The following is a 25,965-nucleotide window of genomic DNA, read 5'->3' as shown; positions in this document are numbered from 1 at the left end:
GAGCCAAATGATAATAAGTATGTTGTTAGCCAAGAACCTGATGGTTGTCAGGCTTTTACTTTAGTATACTCTAAACCTTGCTCTATCTCAATGTCAGCTAAATCTTCTTGTATTCGGTAAAACAGATCATTTTTTATGTTGAATTCAACATAAACTCGCGTAAATTTCGGCTGATAATCTTTGATCAAATTGGCTTCATCGATATCATTTCCGGAAATGATCCATTCATTCATACGTCTTAATTTGAACAGTCTAGTGGTCTTTCTAATACAGCAATAGCCTGCTAAATACTAAGCATTTTGTTTAAAAATTAGTTTATTTGGCATTGCTTCCCTTGCTTTCTTCTTTTCTTTTCCATCCAGTATAGGAGAAAATAATACATTTTTTTGATTTTTAGCTTTGGTGATCAAGTTAATTGCCTCGGCTTCATCTTCTCGTTCCCAAGTTGAAAAATCGATATCGATCCATTGTTCTACTTCTTTTTTGAATAAGGAGGAAAGCTTATTGACTAAGAGATTGATGCTTTTTAAATTGGTCGATGCTAAATTTTTGAAGCGCCAAAATAATCTGATCTTGCTCTTCATCATCCACAAAAGTAGCAGATAAATGATGGGTGTCTAACAAACGAATCCCACCATCTCATCCGCTTTGAGAGTAAACGGGAAAACCCAACGTAGACAGCGTATCAACATCTCGATAAATCGTTCGAGTTGACACTTCTGATTGTTCTGCCAATAGGGTTGCTTTGACTTTATTTTGAATTGTCAGATAATGCATAATATAAAATAGTCTAGATAGATTATTCATTGTCCTTAAAATCCAAAATCAATTTACTGTTTTCACCAATGAAATCGTATTGATAAGAACCCGTCAACGCCTGTAATTCTCCTGTGCTTTTAATAATCATCCCAGGAGAATCAAGTGAACCTTTATCAAAAATCCCTTTTTCAGCCGCTGTAAAGGTTCCTGTTTTTCCTTTATACTGGCCTACAAAGTGAAGAAATCCCGTAATTCTTGCTGTGGCAAGATGTCCCTCTTCTTTATTACTTTCCAAATAATAAAGAAGATATTCGACCCATGCTTTTCCTTGTAATTCTCCTTCAAGTTCATACTCTGCTTGAACTCGATTCATAGGAAAATCAGGCTTTGACTTGTCTACTGGTTCTTCATCCCATTTTGTTACGCTAAACGTTGTACTCATACTTATCCCTCCTTATGGATAACAGAATAGCAAACATACGTTCTTTTTACAAGCGAACAGAGGAATAAAATTTATTTTGATTCAACTAATATTTCTCTCTTATTCCAATAACGATTCTTTTATTTTTCTACTAAATACAGTGACATTTTCTGATTTAGATGCAGCAGTTGTCACATCCAGATGTCCGGGATCTTTAGACCATGCACCTGAATCTGCCGTTAAATAGACACTTAACTTCTTTTCATTTTTATGCTTATTAATATAATCTAACGCTACTTTTGGAGGATCGCTTGATTGAACAGTTGATAATATAATTACTTTGTCCCAATCTTCGATTCTATTGTCTCCAATCTCTTCAACTGGTTCAACTTGTATATAGATATTTTCATCTACTAGATTTTTTTTAAGTTCTTCGATTACTTGATTTTTAAAGTCACGATCTTGAGTGTAAATGACCGCTTTATGGGAATTTGACTTTTCTTTTAACTTCCCATTGATTTCATAACTTGAAATTACTCCTTGCACTCTCACCATACGGTAATAACCTAAAAATCCTGCTGCTCCTAATACGACCAAAACGATTCCAATCAATCCATATCTAAATAGCTTATTTTCCCATAATTTTTTCATTCATTTTTCCTACTTTCATTCTTTTATTCATAGCGTAAAGCTGTTATTGGATCTAATTTTGCTGCTTTTGCTGCCGGATACAAGGCGAAGATTACACCTAATACTCCAGTTATACTTAATGTAGCTAATGCATTGAGTGGTGCAATTTGAATCACTTGGTTAAAACCAATATTTGATTCGATCAATGGATTCGCTATAAATTGGATTAGATAGGCAAAAGCAACTGAGATAATATTTGATAAAAGCATAATGTAGATTGCTTCCATCCTGAATAAACGTTTAATATATCCTTTTTTATAGCCAATAGAACGTAAAACACCGATTTCTTTGGTTCTTTCAACCACGCCAATATATAAAACAACTGCAATCATCACACCAGCAACAATCAAAGAAAGTCCAGCAATAAAGGCTAATAAGTAGACAATAATATCTGTAAATTGCTTAAAGGTATCCAAAAATGAAGAAGCATTTGTTATTGCATAATTTTCATATTCTGGGTCTTCTTTGTATTTCTCAATAAAAGATTCTGCGGCTTCTGGATTTTCTGCAAATGCATCAATTGTGTATATTGGTTTTTCAATCCCAATACTTTTCACCATTTCATCAAATGTTTGCGTAGATGCCATAAATCCTTGGACAAATCCTTCTTCTTCTGGTGAAGTGATACCTGTAATGACAGTTTCAATCTCGATCTGGGTATTATCAATTCCTTGTTCTCTTCCTTGATAAACTAGAGAAATAGGTTTTGAGATCAATTTTTTTGCATTTTCTTCAGTTAATTCTGAACTTTTCAAGCCTAATATTTCTCTTGCAGCAGAAGCTGGTAAAATAATTCCAGTTTCATCTGCCGTGATAAACGTACCTGCTAATAAATAACCATCGGCTACTGTATTGGTTTTATATCTTTCTTTATTTAGATTCGCTTCATCCATTTGACTCGGTGCTATTTTTTCAATCAATTGGTCTTCATATTTAAAGCGAATTCCCGAAATATTGGCTCTCTCATATACTTCTGAGATTCCTTCACTTGCATATAAGTCTTTTAATTTTTTAATTTCTTCTTCTTTCAACAACTCAGAAGGCCTCGGTGGTCCACCACGTTCAGGATCTTGATAATAAGAAGTTATTTGGTTTGGAGAATAGGCCGTTTGAAAAAAATCACCAAGGACTTCTGTAATCCCATTACCAATACCTAAAGCCAACAAAATTGCAGTAATTCCAATGGATGTCCCAAAAGCAACCAATAAATTTCTCAAAATCCTACTAAAAAAGTTTTTGCTTACCAACTGTAATGTTGCACCTAAAGAAAGAGAGACTCTTGATGCAACTTTTTTTTGTGATTGATTTTTATTGATATTCGGTTCCTTGATGCGATCATCACTTAAGATCCAGCCATCTTTGACTCTTAATATCTTCGTTGCATAACTCATCAAGCTTTCATCATGAGTAACCGTGATCACCAGCGTGCCTTCATTGCTTAGTTGTTTTAACAACTCAATAATTGAGGCTGCAGTGACTGAATCGAGTGCCCCTGTTGGTTCATCAGCAATGATTACCTTAGGATCGTTTGCAAGTGCTCTGGCAATTGCCACACGCTGTTTTTGACCTCCTGAAAGTTGACTAGGATACTTGTTTGTATGCTCAGCTAAGCCAACTTTAGTCAAAAGTTGTACAGCTCGATCTGTCCGCTCAGACGGGCTTAATGTTTTATCTAAATAAAGAGAGCTTTTAACATTCTCAAGCACGGATAAATGTGAGACTAGATTAAAACTTTGAAAAACAAAACCAATCTCATTTTTATGAAAATCATCCATATTCTCTGATTTTAAATTTTGTCCTTCGTAAAGAATATCTCCTTCATAATCCGTATCCAACCCACTGATAATATTTAACAATGTCGTCTTACCACTACCACTTGCTCCTAAAATCAAGGCAAAATCTCCAGCTTTAAATGTTGTTGTAATATCATGTAAGACAGGTTCTTTTTTATTATCGATCGTAAAACTTTTAGATACTTTTTTTAGTTGATACATTGTTTCCCTCCTATCTGTTGTCTTTTAATTGATTTTTTTCTAACCAAAGGTAAACGAATATAATAGCTGCTGATAGACAAGTATTTAAAATAAACGTACTTGGATAAAAGTCCCCATTATTAACTGGTAATGTGATATTCACACTTTGAGGAAAATAATAACGTGCCACGTCATTCAATAAGATAATCATGATCCAACCAATTGCCACTACAAATGTTTTTGAAACATTAGGCAGCCACAATTTAGCGATAATACCTCTCAGCAAGATCAAATAGCTAATCATACCAGCGAGATAAACGGCTAACTCTAGCGATAGTAAGAGTAGTTCCCCTAACCCTAAAGAAATCATTGTAAAATTAAATACCAAATTGATTGCACCGATCACGATTATTTGAACATAAGAAAGTAAATATTTTGCAACAATCTTCTCAAAAGTTGACTGGTTAGCTGTGCTAGCTAATGTCCGATGATTCGATTGAATATCTAGTTGATTGATTCGCCAAGTTAAAATGACTGCCGCTACAACAGAAAAAACAATTGGTAGTCGTTCCCATTGCGATTCTGGCATCGTTAATTGGAAAACATATTTAGCAAAATAGCTAGTTAAAATCAATAGTAAACTACTAAAAAAGAACTTCTTGCTTTTTTCGTGATAAAAATTAAATAAACGTATCATTGGCTTCCTCCTCATAGATTTCTTTTAGCGACAAACCCTTTCGTTCCCGTAAGTCTTCCAAATTGATTACTTCACAATATCGGTTTGGATTCATAAATAATACATCTGTAAATAAAGTATCCATCTCTTCAATAAAATTAGTAGAAACTAAAATGATTTTATTTTCACCGCTCGCTTTCCTCAACATTTTTTTCACTTGTATGCGGGAGGAATAATCTAAGTAAGCAAACGGTTCATCCAATAGAAAAATGCTTGTTGCTTTAGCATATTCACACACAATTTTCACTTTGACTTTACTGCCTTCTGAAAGTTCCTGCCATTTTTGTTTAGATGAGATATGCCATATTTCCAGTTGCTCCACCGCTTTTTCTGACTGAAAACCTGGAAATAATAACGTATACTCAATCAGTATTTGTCTAATAGTTTGAGCGTCTTCAAAATAGTTTATGGTTGAAGCATAGGCTATGCTAGTTTTAAATGCAGTACTATTTTGTGGTTGGTCATTATATAGAATCATTCCAGTAGTGATTTGTTTTTGCCCAGAAACACAGTCTAATAAGGTCGTTTTCCCAGTGCCATTTTTCCCTAGAATGCCGAGTATTTGTCCTTCACTCAAGTTAAAAGATAGTTCTTGAAATATATTTTTTTGATATCGTTTACCAATATTTTTTGCTTGTAGTTTATTCATTTGCACTCCTCACAATCCGTTCAATGATGTGCTCCCTTTCGTTCTGTGTTAAATCAAGTTTCTGCAATTGAGTGATGAAAGCTTCTATGTGTGCTTCAATCAACCGCAAGCGTAAATCTGTGATTTTATCTATTTTATCTGTCACGAACTTCCCAATTCCTCTCTGACTAATCAAAATTTCTTCTTGTTCTAAAATACTGTAAGCCCGTTGAACCGTTGTTGGATTTACATCTAAATCTTCTGCTAATTGTCTAACAGATGGAACTTTTTCATTTGGCTGCCATTGATTACTGACGATCCAATGTTCGACCTGCTCAATAATTTGTTGGTAGATGGGTCTGTTCCCGTCATAATTCACCTGCATCCTCCCTTTCCTAGTTGTATGCTGTACCACTTAAGTCACACACTCAGCTGGTAAAACCTATTTTAGAGGAAATAAAAAAAACAATTTATACCAACGAGATAAATTGCCTATAGTTGACTTTTTATGGATCTTAGCTCAAAAAAAAAGCCGGATTATGTTATACTTTTTATACTTAGATTTTTTAAATTTTTTCACTTAAAAGGGGGACTGAACAATCGAGTTATATAAAGATAATTTGACCTTAATTGAACATTTAAAACAAGATGCTACTAATAAGTGGACAGAAAAAACTTATGAAAAAGACACTTTAATCATTGATGAATATGAGAAAACAGAACTTGTCTACTATGTTGTTGAAGGTGTGATCTGCGTTGAGATTCTAAACGATGACAAACGTTATATCTCCTCTTTTATTTTTCAAAATGATTTTTTCGGCTTAGATAGTTTTTCTACCTTTAAACAAAAAGAACACGGTATTCGTGTTATTAGTGAACAAGCTACGATTTTTTGCTTACCGAAAGACAGGCTTCTTCATTCCTTAAACAAAGAACCCCATTACTATAACTTACTACTAACTAATTTTGCTGATATCTTCCAGCGACATTACGGTTATTTCAATTTTCTTCATTTGCCAACTACTGAACGAATAAAACGAGCTCTAAATTATTTAAGTGATCATATCGCTATTGTAACTGCGGCTGAACACCTAGAATTGCCAAAATTTATTACACAAGAAGTATTATCAAAATTCTGCCGTACATCACAATCTAGGGTTTCAGTTTCCTTAAATGAGTTAGAAAAAGAGGGTTGGCTGTTAAAAAAGAAAGTACCTATCACTATAAAGTAAAAAAGTCGAAAATCAGCACTAAGCTGATTTTCGACTTTTTTACGAATAAACGGTGGAAACAAAAGCAACCCTTTTGGAAATAAGCTTCTGTCTCGCCCTCTCTTTACTTATCTTGTTTTCACAATCATTTCTAAGGCTTTTGCTATATCTTCTCCAGCCAGATCAATATGTTCATCTTCCATACACTGCTTCAGATTTTCAGTTACAACGAGTCCTATAACTTTATCGATACTTGATCGAACCGCCATCAATTGCGTCACGACTTCTCGACAATCTTTTCCTTCATCCATCATTTTTAAAATCCCACGAATTTGTCCTTCTGAACGTTTCAAGCGATTTCCTAGTTTAGGATCACAAGCCATCCACAACTTCTCCTCTCCAGGCAGACATACCACCCATCACATTAGTAACATCATACCCTAATGAAGCAAAATATTCACTAGCCATTTGTGAACGTCCGCCAGCATGACAGATAATATAGTAATGTTGATTTTTATCCAACGATTCAGCTGTTTCTTGTAGCGTACTTAGTGGCATACTTTTTGCCTCTTTGATATGTCCGGAAAGATATTCATCCTCTTCACGCACGTCTATGATTGCTAGTTCATTTCTTTTTTCTAATTGTTCAAATTCATCGATCATAATTGATTTATACATTATTTAATAACCTCCTGAGGGTAAATCGTACTATATATTTGAAAAGCACCATCTAAATTTTTAACGTTAAAACCATTATTTTTCAAAATTCGTTCTGCTAAATAGCTACGTTGCCCGCTTTGACAACTGACAATGATTTCTTTATCCACTGGTAGATCAGCTAAATGCTCTCTTAATTCATCCAATGGAATATTATCAGCTTGAGCTAATGAGCCGTTATTCTTCAGTTCTCCTGGGTTTCTCACATCTAGTAAAAAAGCCCCGTTCTCTACAGCTTCTTTCAATTCGTAATATTGAATATTGTCAGAGAAGCCTTCAACAATATTTGTAGCAGCGTAACCAATCATATTAACAGGGTCCTTGGCTGATCCAAATGGTGGTGCATAAGTAAACTCTAATTCTGGCAAATCCATAACGGTCATTCCTGCTTTGATTGCAGTTGCTATGATATCGATTCGTTTATCCACACCATCTTGTCCAATCGCTTGCGCTCCGTATATTTTACCCGTTACAGGGTGAAAGAGTAACTTCATCACGATTGGATGACTTCCTGGAAAATACCCCGCATGGCTTTTTGATGTTGTATGAACAGCTTTATATTCTAGATTATTGTTACGTAATTGGCGCTCGCTCAATCCTGTGCTCGCTGCGGCTAGATCAAACACTCGCACGATTGCAGTGCCAATACTTCCTTGGTTTTTCCGAGTAACACCTGCAATCACATCTGCTACTTGGCGTCCTTGGCGATTGGCAGGTGAAGCAAGCGAGATCAGAGCATCTTCTTCTGTGATTTGTTGTTTGACAACAATCGCATCTCCAACTGCATAAATATCTGAATCGTTGGTTTGATAGGTTTCATCTACAACAATACCACCACGTAAGCCCATTTTCAAATCAGCAGCTACAGCTAGATCACTAGATGGTTTGACACCGATCGATAGGACTGTAAAATCACTTGAAATGGTTTCACCTGAGCTTAATTCAATTTTTTTTCCTGCCTCTTTAAAAGCTGTTGCCCCAGCCCCAGTATAGACAGTAATTCCTTTTACTTTTAATTCTTTTTCAACAAAAGCGGCCATTTCTTCATCTAATGGTGGTAAAATTTGTGGTGCTGCTTCTACGATTGTGACATCAATGCCTAAATGACTCAAATTTTCAGCCATTTCCAACCCGATGAATCCAGCTCCAATCACAACAGCTTGTTTAGGTTGCTCATTTTTGACAGCCGCTACGATCTTATCGACATCTGGAACGTTTCTTAAGGTATAAACATTCGTTGCTTCATTTAGCCCTTCAATTGCCGGGATCACTGGTTGTGCCCCTGGTGAAAGGATCAGTTTATCATAACTGATCGTGTCCTCTTTACCATTTGCTTTCGTTAAAACTGTTTTATTTTTTCGATCAATTTTAACTGCTTCTGTTTCTGGATAAACGTCAATATTGAATCTTTTTTTCAACTGTTCAGGTGTTTGCAAAATCAATTCTGATCGTTCACTGATTTCTCCCGATACATAATAGGGCAATCCACAGTTTGCAAATGAAACATACGGCCCTTTTTCTAAAACAATAATCTCGATTTCTTCTGATAGTCTTCTTAATCTTGTAGCTGCTGACATTCCACCCGCTACTCCGCCAATAATTACTACTCGCATTATAATTTTCCTCCTCTAACTGCCCCACGCCAAGCGCTCATGCCACCTTTGACGTTGATTGCATCGATTCCTCTAGTTTTTAATTTTTTGACTGCTTGCCGACTTCTCATACCAGATTGACAAATCACATAGACTGGTTGATTTTCTTTTGATTGATAGGATGAAATTTTACTTAATGGAATATTTTTAGCATTTGGGATATGACCAGCCGCAAATTCAGTCTTTTCACGAACATCAATAACTATCGGTTTTGAATCTAGCATTTGCTGAAGTTCAGTAGTATTAATTGAATTTCCTTTTAAAAATGAAAACATATGCTCCTCCTTTATACCCTAAGGGGTATTTACAAGAGTTATGATAAATGATTTTTATGATCTTGTAAAGGGGTTTGTTTTGAAGTATATAAAACGATATTTCTTTCATTATATAAAAAACTACCTGCTATTTTCTTATGAATGGTTTTAGCTTATCCTAATTAGTGATTCATTTTTTGCTTTGATTGAGTTACTTTTAATCAAACTGAAGCATTTCTTAAGAAAGCCAAACAAATATTAACTTATTTGGCACATTTTTGTAACATTCAACCTCTATACTGAATGTAACACTTAAAGAAAAGAGGGTATTACATGAATCAAGGAATTCTAAAAAAACAAAATATTTTACCATTACTATTGATTCTACTCCTTTCACTTGCTAGTCTTTTCCTTATTTTTAATAAAGAAGAACAACCAATCCAAGATGAAGCAACTGCTTATCAGCAGATTTTTATTGATGAAATAGCATCTGAAGCCAAACTTTTACAAAAACAGACTCATTTATTCGCCAGTATCACTATTGCTCAAGCAATTTTAGAATCTGATTGGGGACGTAGTGATTTAGCGGTAGAAGCAAAAAATCTTTTTGGAATCAAAGGCGAGTTTAATGAGCAATCAAGCATCATGCCCACAGATGAATTTATTGATGGTGAACGGATCACGATCGATGATTCTTTTAAAAAATATGAGACGATCCAAGAATCAATGGTCGATCACATGGAATTTTTAAAAGGCGGCACTTATGATGGCATCAAAACAAGCAAAAATTATCGAGAAGCAGCTATTGCATTACAAAATGGCGGTTATGCGACCGACCCAGACTATGCTGAAAAATTGATTCAATTGATTGAAGAATTTAAACTTTATAAACACGATAAATAATCAAAGCATATCAAGAGCAGTTCGTATTAAAAGCTGTTATGCTTGTTGTTGGGAGATTGTTGAGATGGAAAACTTTTACTATGTTTTAAAAGATAGCAGCAACAGTCTTCTGCGTAACAAAGGAGCTACTTTTTTTAAAACTAGTTTTTCTCTCCTCTATTTCTTGGTTTTGATAACGGTGCTTCATAGTTGGCTCACTGTAATTCATTTAGGAAAATTAGAGAAACAAAAAATGTTAGAAGAAATTAATTCACTTGAGTCTCTCATCCACTCCGATGCTAGTAAAAATTTACTCACTTTATTAAGTAGCTTAAACACCGTATTGCTGATTTTCAGTATCGGTTTATTTTTATTCGGAATTTTGTATCTTTTTGTTTATTTTCATAGAACTAGGATAATCGATCAAAAAGAGCTTATCATCAAAAAAATGTTAGGCGCTTCAGCGCTTCAAGTAACTACTGAGCTTTTTATCGAGCCTTTATTGATTATTATCCCTACTTATATTTTTAGTTTATTTACAATCAAATTACTTTATAGATTATTTTTTCAATTTTCAGATTCCTGGCTTACAAGTGTTTTGCCTCCGTTGAGCTATTTTGTCTTATATGTGGATTTTCCGTTGATTGGAATTTTTGCACTCATACTGATATATCAATTTCTATACTTGAAACAAAAAATAACAAATCTTTAAAAGGAGTCCTATACGTGAATATTTTAGTTGCGGATGATAGTCCAGAAATGGTGCAAATTGTTAGTGCCTATCTAAAAAAAGACGGATTTACGGTCTTTACTGCATTAGATGGTGAATCAGCCCTGGATATTTTTTATCAAGAAAAATTAGATTTAGCAGTCATTGATTGGATGATGCCTAAAATCGATGGCATTGAAGTCATCAAAACGATCAAGGCTGAAAGTTCCTTAAAAATATTGATGCTAACTGCCAAAGCTACTGGAGAAGATGAATTTCTTTCTTTGTCAAGTGGTGCAGACGATTATATTACTAAACCTTTTCATCCACAAGTATTATTATTACGTGTCAAAAAATTACTTAGCTTAACCCATTCATTTTATATGAAAGACTTACTGATCGATCCAGCTAATTTAAAAGTTTGCAAAGGTGAGCAATCCTTAGACTTAACTAAAAAGGAGTTTGATTTACTGATGATGCTCGTCAAAAATCGTGGAAGCATTTTGACAAGAGAGCAGCTTTTAGTTGGTGTTTGGGGAATGGATTATGATGGCGTTGCCCGTACTGTCGATACACATATAAGAAGACTTCGTGAAAAAATTGGTGATGAGATCATCACTACCAAAAGAGGAGTGGGTTATCTCATTGAAAAAGAAATCTAGAAAAATCAGTACAACACTTACTCTGACTTTTTCATTGATCATTATTGGTAGTTTTATCATTATGTTTATTTTAAACAGCTTGATTGTCCCTAGTTATTATTTTTCAAAAATGGAACATAAAGTTACCTCCGTTATGACTGACGTCACGCAAACTGTCAATTCAGACCAACAACTAGTTGAATTAGAAGATAACAATCAAGTGACCATCATCACACGTCATTTAGACGGTACTTCACTTGATGATTTTAATGAGTCCTTGAATCTAGAGTTAAATCGAAAGAAAGTCGCATTAAATCGTTTTTGGATCACTCAAGAAACGTTAGATCAACTACAAAATATTCCTCAATCCATACAACGAAACTTTGATCAAGGCAAACAGAAATCTAGTTTTTTGGTTGAGATGCAGGTGATTGATAATACCTTTTATTTGGTTGGCGTATCTACTGTAAATTTTTCTGAAACGGCTAATTTAATCAATACATTTAACTTCATTTCTTTAAGCCTGACACTTATTCTAATCATCATTCTGATTTATATTTCTGTTCGTAAAATAACCGATCCTTTAGTCAACTTAAAAAAAGTTGCTGAAGAAATCACTGCGTTGACTTTTGTGACAACCGATGATATTCCGACAAATGAAATTGGTGAGTTAGCTCTCAGTATTAATAAAATGAGTTATGCCTTAGCAACATATCAGAAAAACCTACTGGCTAAAAATGACCAGCTAAAACAATTTACAGCTGATTTGACTCATGAATTAAAGACACCAATTGCTCTGATCAAAGCATATGGTTCAGGTATTGAAGATGGTTTAGACGATGGTACTTACCTAGAAGTGATTTTACAACAAACACAACGCTTGAATGATATTGTAGATCAAATGTTAGACTATGCCAAACTAGAACAACAACAGCCAGTCAATAAAGTCCCTGTGCAATTATCAGATATTTGGAAACAAACCGTCGCAGAGCTGACACCAACGCTAGAAAAAGAAGCAATTTTATTGTTAGAAGCGGACACAGACTCCCCTCTTTCATTAATTGAAGCTGATCCGATTTTAATCAAACGAGTTTTCGAAAACTTACTCACCAACAGTCTCAAATATACTACTGACAAAGAAATTCAAGCTAGTTGGCGACAGACCGAAAAATTTATTGAGTTTACGATTAGTAATCAAACATCCTTAGCTGCTGACTTTGACGTAAACAAACTTTGGGAAGCATTTTATGTTCACGAAAAATCTCGGAATAAAAACTTATCTGGAACAGGGTTGGGCTTATCCATCGTCCAATCGATTATGAACGAACATGGATTTACGATTGAAACAAGATTAGTTCATCAGACATTGATTTTCGTTTTACATTTCTATAAGCCTAAAAGAGGTTAAGATGAAAGTATTTAGCTCCGAGAATCATGTAGGTACTTGAGCAACATCAACTCGTATCTCATTATGTTTTACAGCAATTCTAGCTTATTTACGAAGTAGTTGCTTCTGCTCCCACCGTTTAGTCGAATTCTATGTGGTTGAGATATGACTCGAAGAGTTATATCTCAACCACTTTTTTGATGCCTAAGTTTGGCATTTTTCTGTAACATTGGCTTCGTATACTAGAGGTATGTTGTTACCATTTAGGAGGAAAAACTCATGAAAAAAATGTCTCTCTATCTCGGCTTAGCCGCCATCACTCTATCTTTATCAGGCTGTAATTTTAACCAAACCAATGCGACAAACAAATCAGAAAAGTTGATCGTCAACAATGAAATCGAAAAAAACAAAACCTATGCTAAAACCGATTTTTCCTTTGATGTTGATCCAGCAACTTTCACTGTTTCTATTACTGAAAATGGGGAAAAAGCAGAAGTTTCAAAACCTCAAGAACCAAAAGAAGTCTCTGATTTAAAGAAAAGCAAAGAAGAAATCAGTTGGACTTACCCAAATGAGCAAATCAAGGTCAAGTTGAAAAAAGAAAAAAATCATCTTGCGGTTGCTCTTACCAGTTTATCTGATGAAGATACTACTTTCACTTGGCCCAAGCTAGATGCAAAAAATTATATATTACCGATTGCAGAAGGAAAAACGATTCCTAATGACCAAAAAGAATGGCTTGCCTATTTTAAACAAAATGAAGAATTATCGATGAGTGAAGCTTTTTCAATGAGCTTTCTCACTACCAATCAAGAAACGTTTGCTACAACTTTCGTGATGGACAAGACGTTCAATAGCGATCTTTTAACGAAGACCGAACCCCATCTTACCTTCGAAGCCAGTCACAATTTTATTGGCTTCGACAAAAATAAAACCTTGAATTATCGACTTTATGTTACTGATAACGATCCAGTTGCAATTGCCAAAACATACCAAATGGATCGGATCGACTTGGGTGAATTCAAGACACTTGATGAAAAGGAAAAAGAAAATCCGGAAATAAAAAAAATGCGGGGGGCAATTCAAGTTTATTACTGGAATAGCCGCATCTTAACAACAGAAGATATTAAATGGGGCAAACTACCTCAAATGCTAGACGAACCAATTTTCCAATGGATTGCTGAATTATTGACTCAATACGGAGAAGATGGTTCTGAGGAATATCTAAAAGCGTTAGAAGCATTTAAAAATAATGAAGGCTATAAACATGAAAAAAATACCTTCTTAACATCGATCAATTATGTACTCCTTTACCCACAATTTTATAATAAAGATATTTTCAAAAATCCGGATGCTACAGCGCAAAAAATGATCGATAAAGGCATCGACAATCTAAGTGAACAAGAACGTTACACATTGAATAAACACTTATTAGCTGGTGTCCTAGGTAATTTAACCCCTCCGCTTGAACAATGGGGACAAGCTACATCATCTGATGTCTTCAAAGATATGAAAACTTCTGGTGTCGAAAATGCATGGATTGGTCTACCAAACTGGGCTAATGGATTGATGAATCCTGAAATGGTCAAAACTGCAGCTGATCAAGGGTATCTGATTGGTCCTTATGATTCTTATCAGTCGATTCAAGAAGATGCTAGCATCGATTGGAATACCGCTTCTTTCCCTAACAAAAATTTATACGACAATGCAACAGTCACGAAGAAAAATGGTGAAAAGGTTGCTGGTTTCTTAGGCAAAGGACGCAAGCTTAATCCAACCCTGATTTTCCCTGATGTAGAAGAACGTTTTACGGGAATCATGCAAAATAAAATTCCTTTCAATTCTTGGTTCTTAGATACAGATGCCGCAGGTGAAATTTATAATGACTATAGTCCTGAACATTTAACAACACAAAATGAAGATGTTGCCGGGCGTTTAAAACGAATGGATTATTTCAATCAAAACGGTCTAGTTGTCGGTTCTGAAGGTGGGAATGATTTTGCTTCAAAAGATATGGTTTTTGCTCACGGAATCGAAACACCTGTCATTATGTGGTCCGATCCTGATATGCGTGAAAATAAAGAAAGTGAATATTATGTCGGAAGTTACGCTGCTTTAGATGGCGGTATTCCAACAAAATATAAAAAAGTCGTGCCAATCAAGGAAGAATACAAAGCGATTTATACTGATCCTGTTTATTCTCTTCCACTGTACAAGCTTGTTTACAACCGTTCAGTGATTACTTCTCATCAATGGGAATGGGATAGTTATAAGATCAAAGATCAAGTCGGCGAACGTCGTATGAAAGAGTATTTGTACAATACTCCGCCAATGGTGCATATCGACAAATCAGCTTGGGAAGAACATAAACAAGATATTTCTGATAATGCTCAAATTTGGAGTCCTTTCCAAAAAGCAGCTTTGCAACATGAAATGACTGATTTTAAGGTGCTGACAGATAATCGTTTAGTTCAAAAAACTGAATTTGGTGATTCATTATCTGTGATTGCAAATTTCTCTGGTACTGATTATGATGTAGACGGTGTTAAAGTTGCCAGTCATACTGCTTTGATCGTTAATGATGGAAAAGAGACTGTTGTAAAAATAGAAGGTTAACAATGAAAAAGAAACGAAGCCGAAATAAATGGCTTCGTTTCTTTTCTATTTTTTCAACTTAAAAGTCATCTCAACTGGATTATGATCTGAGTTTTTAAATTCAGCATCACTTACTTTCCCATTAACGTTTTCTACATTATCTGAAATGATAAATCCGTCGATTAACGCGACAAATGACTCTCCTTTTTTATAAGGTTTATCCAAATTACGAACTGATGGTACAGCCGTTTTTATTTTACTTAATGCAGCGACCTGTAAATTCTCTGGTAATTCTTTTTTAGGAAAAGGCTGTAGCCATGTGTATTCTTCTGTTGTATCATTTTTAAATGTTTCAGTCGAAGACTCTAGCAGGTCATGATTAAAATCCCCACCACAAACGACATAATTTCCTTTTTTATATTCACTTTCCATATGATCGAATAATTTATGGACTTGTTCTTTTTGGATTTTTTGATCTTTGATATAGGCAGATAAATGAACGTTATACAGCATTAGATACTTGCCGTTCTCAACTGGAATTTTTGAGACTGTAAACGCACGATCTAAATCAAAAAATTTATTAAAATTAGTTTCGATTGGTAAGCTATAACGAGTACTCTCTTCAATTGCTGCGTTACTCAACGTAAGAATACCGGATTTTGATTTTCCGATTGGATCTAGAATAGGATACATTAAAAATGCTGAATCATAATTCGTAGCAAATACACTAGAATAGTCTTTAAATTGTTGAGTGATTTGGGCTACTTCATTCACACTACGACTACGAGTCGCTTTTTCATCCACTTCTTGAAATAAAGCGAAATCCGGACCGATTTCTTTAGTCGTAGCAACCACTCCAGTTATATTTTCAATCACACTTTCTTTACTCACTGCTTTTGACTGTTTCCCGCCATCCATAAAAAATGTATAATCTGGCGTATAAGAGCCATAACCAACATTAAACGTTGTCACCTTATATTCTTTGTTGGTTGAAGCCTTTTTCCCGTGAACCTTTTGATTAATTTCTACAGGCACATCATCAGCGATTCTTGAATAACTGAAAAAAACATAACCGACATAAATTAGAATAATTGCGATAAATAACGATAACACACTTAAAAATACTTTGATACTTTTTTTAAAATTCATTTTCTTCTCAACTTTCTATTGGGTACTTGCCATTCTACAATAAGAACAAACTGTTTCATTTGAAGGCATTGGTGCCCCGCAAAAATGGCAGATTTTGTTTCCTATTTTAGCCTCTTTCTTTTCTGTGACAGGAGGCATTACTTTGGTTTTTTCTTCTGTAATATTCTTTGTTACTGCGGCCCTCGTGACTTTATGCTTATCCTCAGCAGATTTCTTTTTTGGTTCAGGTTCTCTATAAAAAAGACTCGTAACCGCATCAAAAAAGCCGATCCAGATAAGTATATCATTATCCCAATCACTAGAAACAATAAATACAAAAAGTAAAATACCTCCTGAAATAAAATTCCTATTTAAAAGCCTAGGAATTCCCGTTGCCCCAAGTATCAACGTAAGAAAAAAAGTAGTCCAAGGTTTCATATTATACAATAAACCAGCTCTTTTGATCATAAATAGATTATTTTTTATAAACTGCCACATTTTTCTTTTCCCCCAGCACATTTCCATCTTTTTACGTAATACTCATTATAAGCATAAAATAGGACAGTTTCAATATGGTACACAAATAGCTGGAAAATCATTTCATATCCAAATGATTTTCCAGCTATTTATTACGTTTTTTTTTCAACACTTTAGTTTGTTCCACCGATTTTTTGTTTGGTTTATCAATCATATTTGTTGTCTTTGGCAATTTTACTATTGATCATCACCACTATTAGCTAAACGTACGTATTCAAAATATAAACCTTGGAGGTACCTCCAAGACAAGCCCTTTTTAACTATTTCTTTGTACTAGCTCGGCAAGCTTATTTACGGTGTTGGCATTTCGGATCGTAATTCGATTATAGATCTTCGTTCCAACAACCTTTGACCAGCGGCTTCTAGAAAATGTTTTGATCGGGGCGGTCCAAAAAATAACTTGTTCATGATACGCTACTTTTTCATACTCTACTTTTGCTTCACCAACAGAGGCGATCACTTCTTCCGTTGTCGTTGGTGGAATCAAAAAAATAACATTGTACTTTGAATCTTTATCCGTGTTCCACCATTTTGGCATCTGTTCTAATGCTTTTAACAAATCAGTCCCTAGAACAATAGTAACAGTTATATCAAGTCCAAACTCTGATTTAATCAGCATTTCACAGTCATTTTTCAATTGAAAAACATCGGTTTCTTCACTAGAAAAAACAACATTTCCACTATTCAAATACGTAATGACGTTTTTAAATCCATGTTGCTCAAATCGTGCTTTTAACGTTGCCATAACGACTCTATTTTTCCCACCGACATTGACACCACGTAATAAGGCAATGTATGTTGCCATGTTATATCCCTCCAACTAATCAATCATTTTATTTAAAGCAAATATTTTCTTCAACGTTGCAACTATATTATAATAAAGAAAACTACAACTAGGAAGAAAAGAGGCCATAATGATGAAAGATATAAATGAATTTTTTTCAAGTATTAGTGAACCTGAACATCGTAAACGTTTAGAAGAACTATTTAACTGGACAATGAAAACCTACCCACAATTTAGTGTCGTAATAAAATGGAATCAGCCTATGTTTACTGATCACGGGACCTTTATTATTGCATATAGCACGTCCAAAAAGCATCTTTCAATCGCACCAGAAACTGTCACAATTTCAGCTTTCAAAAGAGACATTGAACAATCAGGTTATCAACACACAGATAATATCATCAAAATAACCTGGGATCAGTCGATTGATTATTCATTATTAAAAAAAATCATTGACTACAATGTTCAAGAGAAAATTGATTACACGAAATTTTGGCGAGAATAAGTTTTATAAAACAGCCTTTATTCAAAAAAGTTTTATCGATAAGAATTTATTGAAGTAGCGAAATCGGTTTAAATCTATTATTATTTAGACATAGAGAGTTACTTAATTATCTTCCCCAAAGATAAAATAAGAATTGATCCCATCTTGGTTGAGATGGGATTTTTTGTAGAGTTTTATATGTATAGAGTATTTAAATAACTGACAAGTACCCTTTCACAAAGACGAACAAAAAATTAAGAATTTCTTTAGAGAAAAATACACCTATGCCTATAACACTACATCTACTTTTTACTCACTGCGTTTAATTTTTACTATTTCGAAAATTTTATTGACTAAACTCCTATCTTTAAGTTAAGATAATATTACAAAATTAAATAAAAAAGGCGCTCTGCAGGAGGACAGCAAATCATCCCGCAGAGCCCTGTATTATCAGCCAGAACTAATAATACAAGTTGCCTCCGTCAATAGTTTATTGACTATTCTCATTGTACTAAAAGTAAGAAAAGATTACTAGTCTTTTTTACAAATTCAATGTGCCTAGTTAATGCTTATTTACTGAACGCTTCATGGTATTAGTTGCTGACTAATACCATTTTTTGATTTTGCATCTATTATTAGATAATTAGAGCGAAAAACAAAATAAACAGGCACTCTAGTAAGAAGACAGCAAATCCTCTTACAGAGCCCTGTATCGTCAGCCAGAACTGACAATACAAGTTGCCTGAGTCAATGTACATTGACTTATTTATTTTACCTAATTTTTGTAAGAAATACTAGTGTTTTCTTACAGTTTTTAGTATTTTAAATGGTTAGTGCTTATTCGTTGAACTCTTGCACGGTATTGGTTGGTGACCAATACCGTATTTTTTCGCTCTTTTTATAACGAGTAAACACTAAGTTCTCCTTTTTTCTTAACACTTTTCAGATTAAACTCTTCGTGTTTACGAACTGACATCACTAGAGCCATCCGCTCACCATGCTTTTCTATCTAGTCTGAAAAAGGTTGCCGAGTCAATGCGTACAAAAATAAATGCTTTGAAAAAATAAACATGCAAACAAATAATTTCCTAGATCTACCAGACTAAATTGCAAAAGTAACGAATGTGCTCTAGTGCGTTTGTATTGGTTGGATTCTGCCTAGCGGAAGACAGAACCCAACTTTCTACTAAAAAATAGTGGGATTGCAGAACCTACTATTTCAAACAGCTGTTTATCCATGATGCTATTCCTTTTTAAGTAAACAACCAACCCAACCATTTTAACAACTTAGGTTAAGCAGCTGTTTGTTTTTATATTTAATTAAAAAATGTATTTTTGAATCTATTATAAAAACTACTTAAGTGGCTATTCTATGGACTTTCTATTTACGGTTTAGGATAGTTATTCCTCTATTCTCTATAGGTTCTTTCTTGATTAGCATCAAGATTTAATTGGAACATTCTATTGGAACTATATATTTAATCTCTTAAAATATAACAACCTTATCTAATAACTTCAAAATCAACTTCATTTACTAAGAGTTCTTCAATTCATTCATCTTTATAAGGTGCATTTTCCAATTTATCAAACGTAACAAGTTGGTCAATCTTAGTTCCTAGCTCTTCTGAAATAGCATACATCAATAGTAAAGATGGATTATGCTTATTTTTTTCTAGATTGGCGATTGTTTGTCTTGCGACACCTACTTTATCTGCAAGTTCGTCTAGTGACATTTCAAGATTTGAACGATATGTACTTATATGTACATCTATTATTTTGCTTTTAACCATTCAAGACTCCTTTCTGATTACTTTTTGCAAGTGTAAGAAAATTTAATATATCTTAGTTTTATTCTATACACGTATTCCCATGATTAAATATCTATTTTTTACTATTTATAGTATATAAGTTAACTTAATGTTAACATAAAATCGTAAAGTAGGAAATAGTTTCAATGTACACAATTAAAATTTTTTTCTTATAAAAAAAAGATTGAGCCAAAACTAACATATAGTTTCGCTCAACCTTAAACCTAGATGAAAAGTATTTTATCTAGATACTCCCGCTCTATTTTATTATTTAGAAACAATTTTTGTTTCAATTAGACGACTTCCAACTGTTATCATCGCCAACCCCAACAAAATAATAGCTTCTGAAAAGAATGTACTTCGTAATGTATTAAATCCTAACAGAAAATCTATCAACGCAATTCCATAAGGAGAAAATGCAGAACCAATATTAAAACCGACTAAAAGTAGTGATGTCCGAAATGCTGCTTGATGCGCGGGTCCATCATTGACTTTATTAAATAAATATGGAATGAACGTTCTAAACGAAAAACCACAAATCATTGCACCAATTCCAGTCACTGTGACACTATTAGAACAACCAATCAAAACCATCGCTCCACTCATCAGCAAAAAAACAATCGGTAATGTCCACTCTCCTGTTATGTTAAATATATAACCGAATAAAAATCCTGCTGCCATCGCACCTAGACCAATTAACGACATAATATTGCTTCCGTCTGTGGCATTACCATAGCCTAATGAAGTCATCAGCAATGTCCCTTTGATTGTGATTGACATATAAATACAAACAACAATTATTAGCAAAATAACATACCCTATAAATTCCAGAGCACTTACTGTTCTCACTGGCCATTTTTCTTCAGCTGTTTCATGACTCGTTTCCTCCATGATATGACTTTGTCTAATATCTTGTTCAGAAACATTTGGAACAAACATAGCAAATAGAATTAAAATAGGAATAACAATCAGATAAATCCAAAATGATGTTTGCCAACTGATTTTTAACAACTGGCCCACCATAAACGTCAACGTCATACCTCCAATTCCTTCAAAAGCACTTTGAAAGCCAATTGTTGCTGTTCGCTCATTCCCTTGATAAAAGTAACTGATCAAAGAAACCAATACAGAATTAAACAATCCTACTCCAAAACCAAAACAAGCTCTAGAGACGAATATCAGCATAAAATTAGTAGTTAGAGCTGGGATAATCCCTGAGATTTGAACAATTCCCAATCCAATCAATACAGTCCTTTTATATCCTAAATACTTAGCAATTTTAGTACTCAATAAAACAGCTGGAATAATAAACAATGCTGGAATCGTTGTTAACATTTCTACCAATGACAATGGCACATCCGAAAAAGTTTTTGCCATTTCTGGGATATTTGCGCCTATCGCTCCACCAGATACAACAACTAAAGATACAGCTAAAATCGATATTTTTTTCATTTTATTTTTCCCCATTTATTTCCCTCCTAAATTACAACCATACATCATTGTACGTTTTCTTTATCAACTGTAAATATGTTCTTGATTGCCCTTTGATATAGTTTGTTTATCGAATCAAAACAACTAACAGAAGCGGGACCGATGATCGAATTTCTTTTAAAGTCTGCTGGCCAAATTACTATCTATAAATGGTTTGAAAAATCATTAAAGAAAAACGCTTAGCCACTTAATATTTTGTTGCTCTTAATCCCACCGATTCTTCATTATTTATTTTAGGATACCTCTTCTAGTGCACTCTAAGTCAAGTAAGAATCAAAGTGATAAAGTTTATATTATTTTGTTTGCCCTAGAGTGAACTCTAAGTGGTAAAATAAAAGTATTGATAACATGGGAGGGAATCCAGGTGTCCTACAAAATTCATGAATTTTCAAAAATGACTGGTCTTACGCCTTATACTCTGCGTTTTTATGAAAAAGAAGGTTTGATCACGGTAAAAAGAGATCAGAATAATATCCGAATTTATGACGACCGAAATAAAGAATGGATTGACTTTTTTATGCACTTGAAAAAAACAGGCATGAGAATTGAAGATTTAAAACAATATCTAGCTTGGTGGTATGAAGGAGATTCTACTAATCAAAATCGGTTAGATTTGTTGAAGAAACAAAAAGAGATTGCTTTATCTGAAATGAAGCAAATTCAAGAGGGAATTGACATGCTTGATTATAAAATCGGTGTTTATAAAAAAAGAGTACAGAGAAACTAAAAAAGCATATCAAAACTAATAAATAGTTTTGATATGCTTTTAAAATTTGTTTTCAGTCACTATCCCTTAATCTATTTATTATAGATTTTCGGACCTTTACGCATATTTTTACGGTCATTTTTAGGCGTTTCCATTTGCTTTGAGCGGCCGCCACCTTGTTTTTTCTTAATTAGTTCTAGCATTTTTTTCTTTGTATCCATTTTACACCGTCCTTGTCAAAAGAGTACCTGACTTCTTACAGCTTGTCAACCTTTGATACGTATATTGGACTGACTATAAAAGTTCTATTTTCCTTATGGCATAGATCCCTCAACCATTTTCGTTTCCACAAGCTCAATATTTTATATTCAAAAGTATAAAAATAAAGCAAATATATCCAATTATTTCTAGGCGTATTATATTACCAAATAACACTTCATTTTATATTATTTAATGCTGTGGCTTAAGATGTTGATGAGAAATCCTTCCTCATGCTATGAAACATAATAATAATCTGTATCTACCTTTATTCTGTAACTATCAAATAACCTTTAGAACGTACAGTTTTAATCACTTCTGGCTGTTTGATATCTCGTTCAAGTTTACTTCGCAAGTGGAAAACGATATTACTGACTCGATACGTATTAGAGGTGTCTTCTCCCTCTTGTTGCCATATTTCATCCCATATCTCTTCATACGTCACCACTTGTCCCGCATTTCTATATAACAAATCCATCACTTGATACTCCAAACGCGTCAAGCGGATCGCTTTTTGCTCTCCTATTTTTACGGTACTGTTTCTTGCATTTAGCTGAATCAGTCCTTCTCTTTCTTCAACGAAAGGAGAATCAACTTCTTTGCTTTTTAGGTCTGTCTTAAACCGTTTTAAATGATTGGTTAGAGTCAAAAGCCACTCTTCCATCGTCAATTGATTGGTCACTACTCCATCGGCACCCAAGCTTCGGTAAACTTTTCGCGTACTTTCGCTTTCTAATGTGGTCCAAACCCATAATAATGCGTTCGTTACTTTTCGTGCATGCAATAAATATTCACAAATTCCCGCAATCTGCTCCAGTGATTGCTCATAAATCAGAAGTAAATCATATGGCTTTTCTTCTAACTGTTCTTGTGAACCAATCACGCCCACTTGCCATTCTCTTGGCCATTGCACGTCACTTTTCACGCTATTTTCTTCAAACGTAACGATTCCTACTTTGTACATCCTATTCTCCTCTCTACCGTTCTCATCGATGATTTAGGTTCACTACACCGATGATTTCTTCTTTTTTTATCACACCATACTCTCGGCTATCTGTTGAATACAAACGATTATCTCCCATCACAAAATAAGAATCGTCTGGTAATTCTTGTTTTCCCGTTAGTTCATATAAGCTAAACGCCTTGGTATACACAAAGCCATTCTCAAAGGCTGCTTTTTTTTCTGAAGCGATAAAAGGTTCTGATCGTTCTTCTTCATTAATAAACAATTGATCCTTTGTATACGCTATTTTCTCTGTGGGTAACCCGATCACACGTCTTAACTCAGGTTTCTGTGCATTTTTACGCTGGATCAACACTATCGTATGGCGCTGGATCCGTTGTTGTTTTTCAACCAACACATACTCCCCGGGCTTCAAGGTTGGGCTCATTGCGTAACTGTCTACTTTCGCTACACTAAAAAAGAAAAAGGATTGCGCATAGAGCAGGAATAACGTGAGGATTAAGCCGCAAATGAGTTCTATTCGTAGCTGTTTTTGCTTTTTACGCCGGGCTTTTTTCTTAAGTTCCTGCTTTCGCTTTTTGGACTTCCCACGTTGAGGTTGCTTATTACGTGAAGGGGGGAGTTGTTTTTTTCTGCTCATGATCAGATCCTACTTAAGACTTGCTTTTGGCTTTTTTTAACGCTGCTTCATCGACCTTGTACAACTCAAATACTTTCTTTTGATACCCGCGGATACGTTTGACATCTGCTTGATACTCTGTGACCACTTCGTCATTTCCATAAAAACCATCGGTCATACGCATCGCATTCGTCCCGAGATCCAACATTGCTTTATAATAACGATTCAAGGTCAACTGCCCTTCTTCTGTGTTCAACTCACTCGCTTTATTGGCGCCATAACTAGTGATGGCCCCCGCTAAATAACGGATATTCCCATTTAGTTTTTCCTTGCTTTCACTTTCCATTTTCGCCTTTTCCAACTGCTCCTCAAAATCATTCAATAAAAAGTAACTTTTTACTACCGAATCTTCATCTTTATGACTTAAGCTCATTGCTTGGTAATACGACACCCCTTGACTACCGCCAAAGAATAGAAGGGTTAGGATGCAATACAGGATGGTTCGACGCTTGTTTTTCTTCTTTTGCCCCTGTAAGTATTTCCGCTTTCGAGCAAGTTGTCGTTTCCGTTTTGCCCCTTTTCCTCGCTTTTTTGCAAGGCGTTTGGTTTCTTTTGTCGTTTTGATGAAGAAAAAGAAGGCCAAAAGGAAAAGTAATCCGCTAAGGATCGTCAATGTTAGAAGCACGAGTATAGTGATTTCCAATACAGTCATTTCTGTCCCCTACCTTACTTCGTGCTCTTTTTTTCTTTTTTTCTGTTCTTTCTGTCTTTTTCCTTCTTTTTAGTATTCATGAAGCGAATGCCGCCTAAAAGACCCACCACAACGACGAATATTCCCACTGCTACCCCAATGATCAAGGGCCAATTTACGCCTTTTTCTCGTACTAAGTCGACGTCTTCTTGGTTAAATTTATCTGCTTCTTCATCCGTGATCGTAAAGTCTTCCTGCCATGTCCATTTTTGATCCCCAGCTGTCGCTAGGATATTCGCTGTATACTTCCCTGGCACCATTTTTTCCCCATTCATCGTAACCGGGAAATGGAAAAAGGTATTGGGCGCGACATTCACGCTTGATTTCTTCGTTTCGTATAACACTTCTGCTTTTCCTTTTGGTGTGACTTGCACTTCCATTGATAATTTTCGTAAAAAAGCGGCCTTCGTATTAGAGACATTCACAAAAATGGTATTGCGATAATTGAATTGCCCCACTTCTACTTTGTTCAAGGCGAGTTCGGGTTTGACTTCTTTGTCTGTTTCTTGAAGCACCATCGCAATCACATACGCATATTTATTGGCAATATTTGCCCCTTCTTTTACGGGTTTCTCTTCTTTTGTCTCTTCTTCAACCGTTTTTAATTGAATTCCCCCAACGATGACCCCGTCATATGACGTTTCTGGCATTGTAATCGTAATAGGGACTGTTTTTTCTTCTTTAGGGGCTAAGGTGACCGTTTCCTGTGCCTTTACTAAATCCACAAAATCAAATTTTAAGGACGCATCTTTTTCAATTTGGCTAGGTCCATACTCAATCACACCGCTAGAGTTCGTTCTCGTGCCATTCAGACTGATCCCAATCGTTAATTCTTCCTCGCCTAGATTTTTCATCAAGAGACTGACTTCTTGTTTTTGTCCGGGGCTCATCTTTAAATCAAAATACCCATTTTCTTCTTTTTGATTCTCTGGATAATTGAGTTCATAATAAAAACCTGTCGCGCCTTGCGCGTCTTCGGCTGAGGGGGCTTTGGCATATGTATTGACTGGGGCATTGATGAGTCCGATCATCATCATCATCAAGAATAAAATGTATGTGTTCTTTTTTGTCATTTGGCTCGTCATCCTTTACTTAATAATGAACAGAGGCTGACAGTTAGTATCTGCCAACCTCTTGTTCTTGCTATTCTCACGTAAGGGCTATCCTTAGTGAAGAAACG

31 protein-coding genes are annotated in these 25,965 nt (G+C 34.8%); 8 read left to right on the top strand and 23 right to left on the bottom strand.

The window, feature by feature from the left end; genetic code table 11:
* Nucleotides 1-47: 47 nt before the first annotated feature.
* The 9 genes from AC4BB5_RS05265 to AC4BB5_RS05225 all read right to left on the bottom strand — a co-directional run bounded on the left by AC4BB5_RS05265 (nt 48) and on the right by AC4BB5_RS05225 (nt 5,592).
* Nucleotides 48-233: a hypothetical protein gene (locus AC4BB5_RS05265; protein WP_490458325.1), complete on the bottom strand. Its 186-nt coding sequence runs from the start codon at nt 231-233 to the stop codon at nt 48-50.
* Nucleotides 234-290: 57 nt separating this feature from the next.
* Entirely contained in the window at nt 291-584 is a 294-nt protein-coding gene (locus tag AC4BB5_RS05260) for a hypothetical protein (protein WP_490458324.1), read from the bottom strand.
* Nucleotides 585-639: 55 nt separating this feature from the next.
* A complete protein-coding gene (locus tag AC4BB5_RS05255) occupies nt 640-807 on the bottom strand; it encodes a helix-turn-helix transcriptional regulator (protein ID WP_490458323.1) in 168 nt (55 codons plus the stop codon).
* Nucleotides 800-1,201 (bottom strand): DUF3224 domain-containing protein, encoded by a 402-nt coding sequence (locus tag AC4BB5_RS05250; protein WP_490458322.1) that lies wholly within the window; start codon nt 1,199-1,201, stop codon nt 800-802. The genes AC4BB5_RS05255 and AC4BB5_RS05250 overlap by 8 nt, the downstream gene beginning before the upstream one ends.
* 99 nt (nt 1,202-1,300) lie before the next feature.
* Nucleotides 1,301-1,831, bottom strand: coding sequence for a hypothetical protein (locus AC4BB5_RS05245; RefSeq protein ID WP_490458321.1), 531 nt, complete (start codon nt 1,829-1,831; stop codon nt 1,301-1,303).
* Between the two features lie 23 nt (nt 1,832-1,854).
* Nucleotides 1,855-3,864, bottom strand: a complete 2,010-nt coding sequence (locus tag AC4BB5_RS05240; RefSeq protein ID WP_490458320.1) for an ABC transporter ATP-binding protein/permease — start codon at nt 3,862-3,864, stop codon at nt 1,855-1,857.
* Between the two features lie 10 nt (nt 3,865-3,874).
* Nucleotides 3,875-4,540, bottom strand: a complete 666-nt coding sequence (locus AC4BB5_RS05235; RefSeq protein ID WP_490458319.1) for a hypothetical protein — start codon at nt 4,538-4,540, stop codon at nt 3,875-3,877.
* Nucleotides 4,524-5,228, bottom strand: coding sequence for an ATP-binding cassette domain-containing protein (locus tag AC4BB5_RS05230; protein ID WP_490458318.1), 705 nt, complete (start codon nt 5,226-5,228; stop codon nt 4,524-4,526). The genes AC4BB5_RS05235 and AC4BB5_RS05230 overlap by 17 nt, the downstream gene beginning before the upstream one ends.
* Nucleotides 5,221-5,592 (bottom strand): GntR family transcriptional regulator, encoded by a 372-nt coding sequence (locus AC4BB5_RS05225; RefSeq protein WP_490458317.1) that lies wholly within the window; start codon nt 5,590-5,592, stop codon nt 5,221-5,223. The genes AC4BB5_RS05230 and AC4BB5_RS05225 overlap by 8 nt, the downstream gene beginning before the upstream one ends.
* 235 nt (nt 5,593-5,827) lie before the next feature.
* On the opposite strand from AC4BB5_RS05225, the gene AC4BB5_RS05220 reads away from it, so the two are divergent.
* Nucleotides 5,828-6,439 carry a Crp/Fnr family transcriptional regulator gene (locus AC4BB5_RS05220; protein WP_490458316.1) on the top strand — a complete coding sequence of 204 codons (612 nt, stop codon included), beginning with the start codon at nt 5,828-5,830 and terminating at the stop codon, nt 6,437-6,439.
* Nucleotides 6,440-6,546: 107 nt separating this feature from the next.
* On the opposite strand, the gene AC4BB5_RS05215 is transcribed toward AC4BB5_RS05220, so the two are convergent.
* The 4 genes from AC4BB5_RS05215 to AC4BB5_RS05200 are packed head-to-tail and all read right to left on the bottom strand — an operon-like array spanning nt 6,547 to nt 9,062.
* A complete protein-coding gene (locus AC4BB5_RS05215) occupies nt 6,547-6,801 on the bottom strand; it encodes a metal-sensitive transcriptional regulator (RefSeq protein WP_490458315.1) in 255 nt (84 codons plus the stop codon).
* Nucleotides 6,791-7,096, bottom strand: a complete 306-nt coding sequence (locus AC4BB5_RS05210; RefSeq protein ID WP_490458314.1) for a rhodanese-like domain-containing protein — start codon at nt 7,094-7,096, stop codon at nt 6,791-6,793. Before AC4BB5_RS05210 ends, AC4BB5_RS05215 begins: the two co-directional genes overlap by 11 nt.
* Nucleotides 7,096-8,748 (bottom strand): FAD-dependent oxidoreductase, encoded by a 1,653-nt coding sequence (locus AC4BB5_RS05205; RefSeq protein WP_490458313.1) that lies wholly within the window; start codon nt 8,746-8,748, stop codon nt 7,096-7,098. The genes AC4BB5_RS05210 and AC4BB5_RS05205 overlap by 1 nt, the downstream gene beginning before the upstream one ends.
* Complete coding sequence (locus AC4BB5_RS05200) at nt 8,748-9,062, bottom strand: rhodanese-like domain-containing protein (protein ID WP_490458312.1); 315 nt, start codon at nt 9,060-9,062, stop codon at nt 8,748-8,750. Before AC4BB5_RS05200 ends, AC4BB5_RS05205 begins: the two co-directional genes overlap by 1 nt.
* 312 nt (nt 9,063-9,374) lie before the next feature.
* On the opposite strand from AC4BB5_RS05200, the gene AC4BB5_RS05195 reads away from it, so the two are divergent.
* The 5 genes from AC4BB5_RS05195 to AC4BB5_RS05175 all read left to right on the top strand — a co-directional run bounded on the left by AC4BB5_RS05195 (nt 9,375) and on the right by AC4BB5_RS05175 (nt 15,276).
* Complete coding sequence (locus AC4BB5_RS05195) at nt 9,375-9,944, top strand: glycoside hydrolase family 73 protein (RefSeq protein WP_490458311.1); 570 nt, start codon at nt 9,375-9,377, stop codon at nt 9,942-9,944.
* 64 nt (nt 9,945-10,008) lie between these two features.
* Nucleotides 10,009-10,635, top strand: coding sequence for a hypothetical protein (locus tag AC4BB5_RS05190; RefSeq protein ID WP_490458310.1), 627 nt, complete (start codon nt 10,009-10,011; stop codon nt 10,633-10,635).
* A gap of 14 nt (nt 10,636-10,649) precedes the next feature.
* Nucleotides 10,650-11,294 carry a response regulator transcription factor gene (locus AC4BB5_RS05185; RefSeq protein WP_490458309.1) on the top strand — a complete coding sequence of 215 codons (645 nt, stop codon included), beginning with the start codon at nt 10,650-10,652 and terminating at the stop codon, nt 11,292-11,294.
* A complete protein-coding gene (locus AC4BB5_RS05180; protein WP_490458308.1) occupies nt 11,278-12,681 on the top strand; it encodes a sensor histidine kinase in 1,404 nt (467 codons plus the stop codon). Before AC4BB5_RS05185 ends, AC4BB5_RS05180 begins: the two co-directional genes overlap by 17 nt.
* Nucleotides 12,682-12,939: 258 nt before the next feature.
* The gene (locus AC4BB5_RS05175) at nt 12,940-15,276 is read left to right on the top strand and encodes a glycoside hydrolase (RefSeq protein ID WP_490458307.1); all 2,337 of its coding nucleotides are present in this window, start codon (nt 12,940-12,942) and stop codon (nt 15,274-15,276) included.
* A 45-nt stretch (nt 15,277-15,321) separates the two neighbouring features.
* Here the strand turns inward: AC4BB5_RS05175 and AC4BB5_RS05170 are convergent, their stop codons facing one another.
* From AC4BB5_RS05170 to AC4BB5_RS05160, 3 genes are all read right to left on the bottom strand, one after another.
* The gene (locus AC4BB5_RS05170; RefSeq protein ID WP_490458306.1) at nt 15,322-16,404 is read right to left on the bottom strand and encodes an endonuclease/exonuclease/phosphatase family protein; all 1,083 of its coding nucleotides are present in this window, start codon (nt 16,402-16,404) and stop codon (nt 15,322-15,324) included.
* A gap of 15 nt (nt 16,405-16,419) precedes the next feature.
* Complete coding sequence (locus tag AC4BB5_RS05165) at nt 16,420-16,881, bottom strand: hypothetical protein (RefSeq protein WP_490458305.1); 462 nt, start codon at nt 16,879-16,881, stop codon at nt 16,420-16,422.
* A gap of 295 nt (nt 16,882-17,176) precedes the next feature.
* Nucleotides 17,177-17,725 (bottom strand): DUF1697 domain-containing protein, encoded by a 549-nt coding sequence (locus AC4BB5_RS05160; protein ID WP_490458304.1) that lies wholly within the window; start codon nt 17,723-17,725, stop codon nt 17,177-17,179.
* A gap of 109 nt (nt 17,726-17,834) precedes the next feature.
* On the opposite strand from AC4BB5_RS05160, the gene AC4BB5_RS05155 reads away from it, so the two are divergent.
* Nucleotides 17,835-18,209 carry an iron chaperone gene (locus tag AC4BB5_RS05155; protein ID WP_490458303.1) on the top strand — a complete coding sequence of 125 codons (375 nt, stop codon included), beginning with the start codon at nt 17,835-17,837 and terminating at the stop codon, nt 18,207-18,209.
* Between the two features lie 1,529 nt (nt 18,210-19,738).
* On the opposite strand, the gene AC4BB5_RS05150 is transcribed toward AC4BB5_RS05155, so the two are convergent.
* The gene (locus AC4BB5_RS05150; RefSeq protein WP_490458302.1) at nt 19,739-19,978 is read right to left on the bottom strand and encodes a helix-turn-helix transcriptional regulator; all 240 of its coding nucleotides are present in this window, start codon (nt 19,976-19,978) and stop codon (nt 19,739-19,741) included.
* Nucleotides 19,979-20,263: 285 nt separating this feature from the next.
* A complete protein-coding gene (locus tag AC4BB5_RS05145) occupies nt 20,264-21,463 on the bottom strand; it encodes an MFS transporter (RefSeq protein WP_490458301.1) in 1,200 nt (399 codons plus the stop codon).
* A 388-nt stretch (nt 21,464-21,851) separates the two neighbouring features.
* On the opposite strand from AC4BB5_RS05145, the gene AC4BB5_RS05140 reads away from it, so the two are divergent.
* Nucleotides 21,852-22,214 carry a MerR family transcriptional regulator gene (locus AC4BB5_RS05140; RefSeq protein ID WP_490458300.1) on the top strand — a complete coding sequence of 121 codons (363 nt, stop codon included), beginning with the start codon at nt 21,852-21,854 and terminating at the stop codon, nt 22,212-22,214.
* A gap of 71 nt (nt 22,215-22,285) precedes the next feature.
* Here AC4BB5_RS05140 and AC4BB5_RS05135 read toward each other — a convergent pair whose 3' ends face one another.
* From AC4BB5_RS05135 to AC4BB5_RS05115, 5 genes are all read right to left on the bottom strand, one after another.
* Nucleotides 22,286-22,414 carry a hypothetical protein gene (locus AC4BB5_RS05135; RefSeq protein ID WP_010773187.1) on the bottom strand — a complete coding sequence of 43 codons (129 nt, stop codon included), beginning with the start codon at nt 22,412-22,414 and terminating at the stop codon, nt 22,286-22,288.
* Between the two features lie 305 nt (nt 22,415-22,719).
* Complete coding sequence (locus AC4BB5_RS05130; RefSeq protein ID WP_490458299.1) at nt 22,720-23,415, bottom strand: winged helix-turn-helix domain-containing protein; 696 nt, start codon at nt 23,413-23,415, stop codon at nt 22,720-22,722.
* A gap of 22 nt (nt 23,416-23,437) precedes the next feature.
* Nucleotides 23,438-24,055, bottom strand: a complete 618-nt coding sequence (gene lepB, locus AC4BB5_RS05125; RefSeq protein ID WP_490456761.1) for a signal peptidase I — start codon at nt 24,053-24,055, stop codon at nt 23,438-23,440.
* A 13-nt stretch (nt 24,056-24,068) separates the two neighbouring features.
* Nucleotides 24,069-24,746, bottom strand: coding sequence for a hypothetical protein (locus AC4BB5_RS05120; RefSeq protein WP_490456762.1), 678 nt, complete (start codon nt 24,744-24,746; stop codon nt 24,069-24,071).
* A gap of 14 nt (nt 24,747-24,760) precedes the next feature.
* On the bottom strand, nt 24,761-25,858 hold the full coding sequence (locus AC4BB5_RS05115; RefSeq protein ID WP_490458298.1) for a WxLIP family cell surface protein: 1,098 nt from the start codon (nt 25,856-25,858) through the stop codon (nt 24,761-24,763).
* Nucleotides 25,859-25,965: the final 107 nt, after the last annotated feature.

The organism is Enterococcus sp. AMC1252, assembly GCF_058216515.1.
Note: the sequence above shows the minus strand (reverse complement) of the source record. Positions and strands in the feature narration are given on the sequence as shown.

Coding starts and splice junctions, on each gene's coding strand:
- AC4BB5_RS05175 (WP_490458307.1), top strand. CDS start 12,940: ATGAAAAAAATGTCTCTCTATCTCGGCTTAGCCGCCATCACTCTATCT.
- AC4BB5_RS05240 (WP_490458320.1), bottom strand. CDS start 3,864: ATGTATCAACTAAAAAAAGTATCTAAAAGTTTTACGATCGATAATAAA.
- AC4BB5_RS05145 (WP_490458301.1), bottom strand. CDS start 21,463: ATGGGGAAAAATAAAATGAAAAAAATATCGATTTTAGCTGTATCTTTA.
- AC4BB5_RS05190 (WP_490458310.1), top strand. CDS start 10,009: ATGGAAAACTTTTACTATGTTTTAAAAGATAGCAGCAACAGTCTTCTG.
- AC4BB5_RS05200 (WP_490458312.1), bottom strand. CDS start 9,062: ATGTTTTCATTTTTAAAAGGAAATTCAATTAATACTACTGAACTTCAG.
- AC4BB5_RS05225 (WP_490458317.1), bottom strand. CDS start 5,592: ATGCAGGTGAATTATGACGGGAACAGACCCATCTACCAACAAATTATT.
- AC4BB5_RS05235 (WP_490458319.1), bottom strand. CDS start 4,540: ATGATACGTTTATTTAATTTTTATCACGAAAAAAGCAAGAAGTTCTTT.
- AC4BB5_RS05155 (WP_490458303.1), top strand. CDS start 17,835: ATGATGAAAGATATAAATGAATTTTTTTCAAGTATTAGTGAACCTGAA.
- AC4BB5_RS05120 (WP_490456762.1), bottom strand. CDS start 24,746: ATGACTGTATTGGAAATCACTATACTCGTGCTTCTAACATTGACGATC.
- lepB (WP_490456761.1), bottom strand. CDS start 24,055: ATGAGCAGAAAAAAACAACTCCCCCCTTCACGTAATAAGCAACCTCAA.
- AC4BB5_RS05150 (WP_490458302.1), bottom strand. CDS start 19,978: ATGGTTAAAAGCAAAATAATAGATGTACATATAAGTACATATCGTTCA.
- AC4BB5_RS05230 (WP_490458318.1), bottom strand. CDS start 5,228: ATGAATAAACTACAAGCAAAAAATATTGGTAAACGATATCAAAAAAAT.
- AC4BB5_RS05115 (WP_490458298.1), bottom strand. CDS start 25,858: ATGACAAAAAAGAACACATACATTTTATTCTTGATGATGATGATGATC.
- AC4BB5_RS05255 (WP_490458323.1), bottom strand. CDS start 807: ATGAATAATCTATCTAGACTATTTTATATTATGCATTATCTGACAATT.
- AC4BB5_RS05250 (WP_490458322.1), bottom strand. CDS start 1,201: ATGAGTACAACGTTTAGCGTAACAAAATGGGATGAAGAACCAGTAGAC.
- AC4BB5_RS05265 (WP_490458325.1), bottom strand. CDS start 233: ATGAATGAATGGATCATTTCCGGAAATGATATCGATGAAGCCAATTTG.
- AC4BB5_RS05245 (WP_490458321.1), bottom strand. CDS start 1,831: ATGAAAAAATTATGGGAAAATAAGCTATTTAGATATGGATTGATTGGA.
- AC4BB5_RS05210 (WP_490458314.1), bottom strand. CDS start 7,096: ATGTATAAATCAATTATGATCGATGAATTTGAACAATTAGAAAAAAGA.
- AC4BB5_RS05205 (WP_490458313.1), bottom strand. CDS start 8,748: ATGCGAGTAGTAATTATTGGCGGAGTAGCGGGTGGAATGTCAGCAGCT.
- AC4BB5_RS05130 (WP_490458299.1), bottom strand. CDS start 23,415: ATGTACAAAGTAGGAATCGTTACGTTTGAAGAAAATAGCGTGAAAAGT.
- AC4BB5_RS05165 (WP_490458305.1), bottom strand. CDS start 16,881: ATGTGGCAGTTTATAAAAAATAATCTATTTATGATCAAAAGAGCTGGT.
- AC4BB5_RS05215 (WP_490458315.1), bottom strand. CDS start 6,801: ATGGCTTGTGATCCTAAACTAGGAAATCGCTTGAAACGTTCAGAAGGA.
- AC4BB5_RS05135 (WP_010773187.1), bottom strand. CDS start 22,414: ATGGATACAAAGAAAAAAATGCTAGAACTAATTAAGAAAAAACAAGGT.
- AC4BB5_RS05170 (WP_490458306.1), bottom strand. CDS start 16,404: ATGAATTTTAAAAAAAGTATCAAAGTATTTTTAAGTGTGTTATCGTTA.
- AC4BB5_RS05160 (WP_490458304.1), bottom strand. CDS start 17,725: ATGGCAACATACATTGCCTTATTACGTGGTGTCAATGTCGGTGGGAAA.
- AC4BB5_RS05195 (WP_490458311.1), top strand. CDS start 9,375: ATGAATCAAGGAATTCTAAAAAAACAAAATATTTTACCATTACTATTG.
- AC4BB5_RS05260 (WP_490458324.1), bottom strand. CDS start 584: ATGAAGAGCAAGATCAGATTATTTTGGCGCTTCAAAAATTTAGCATCG.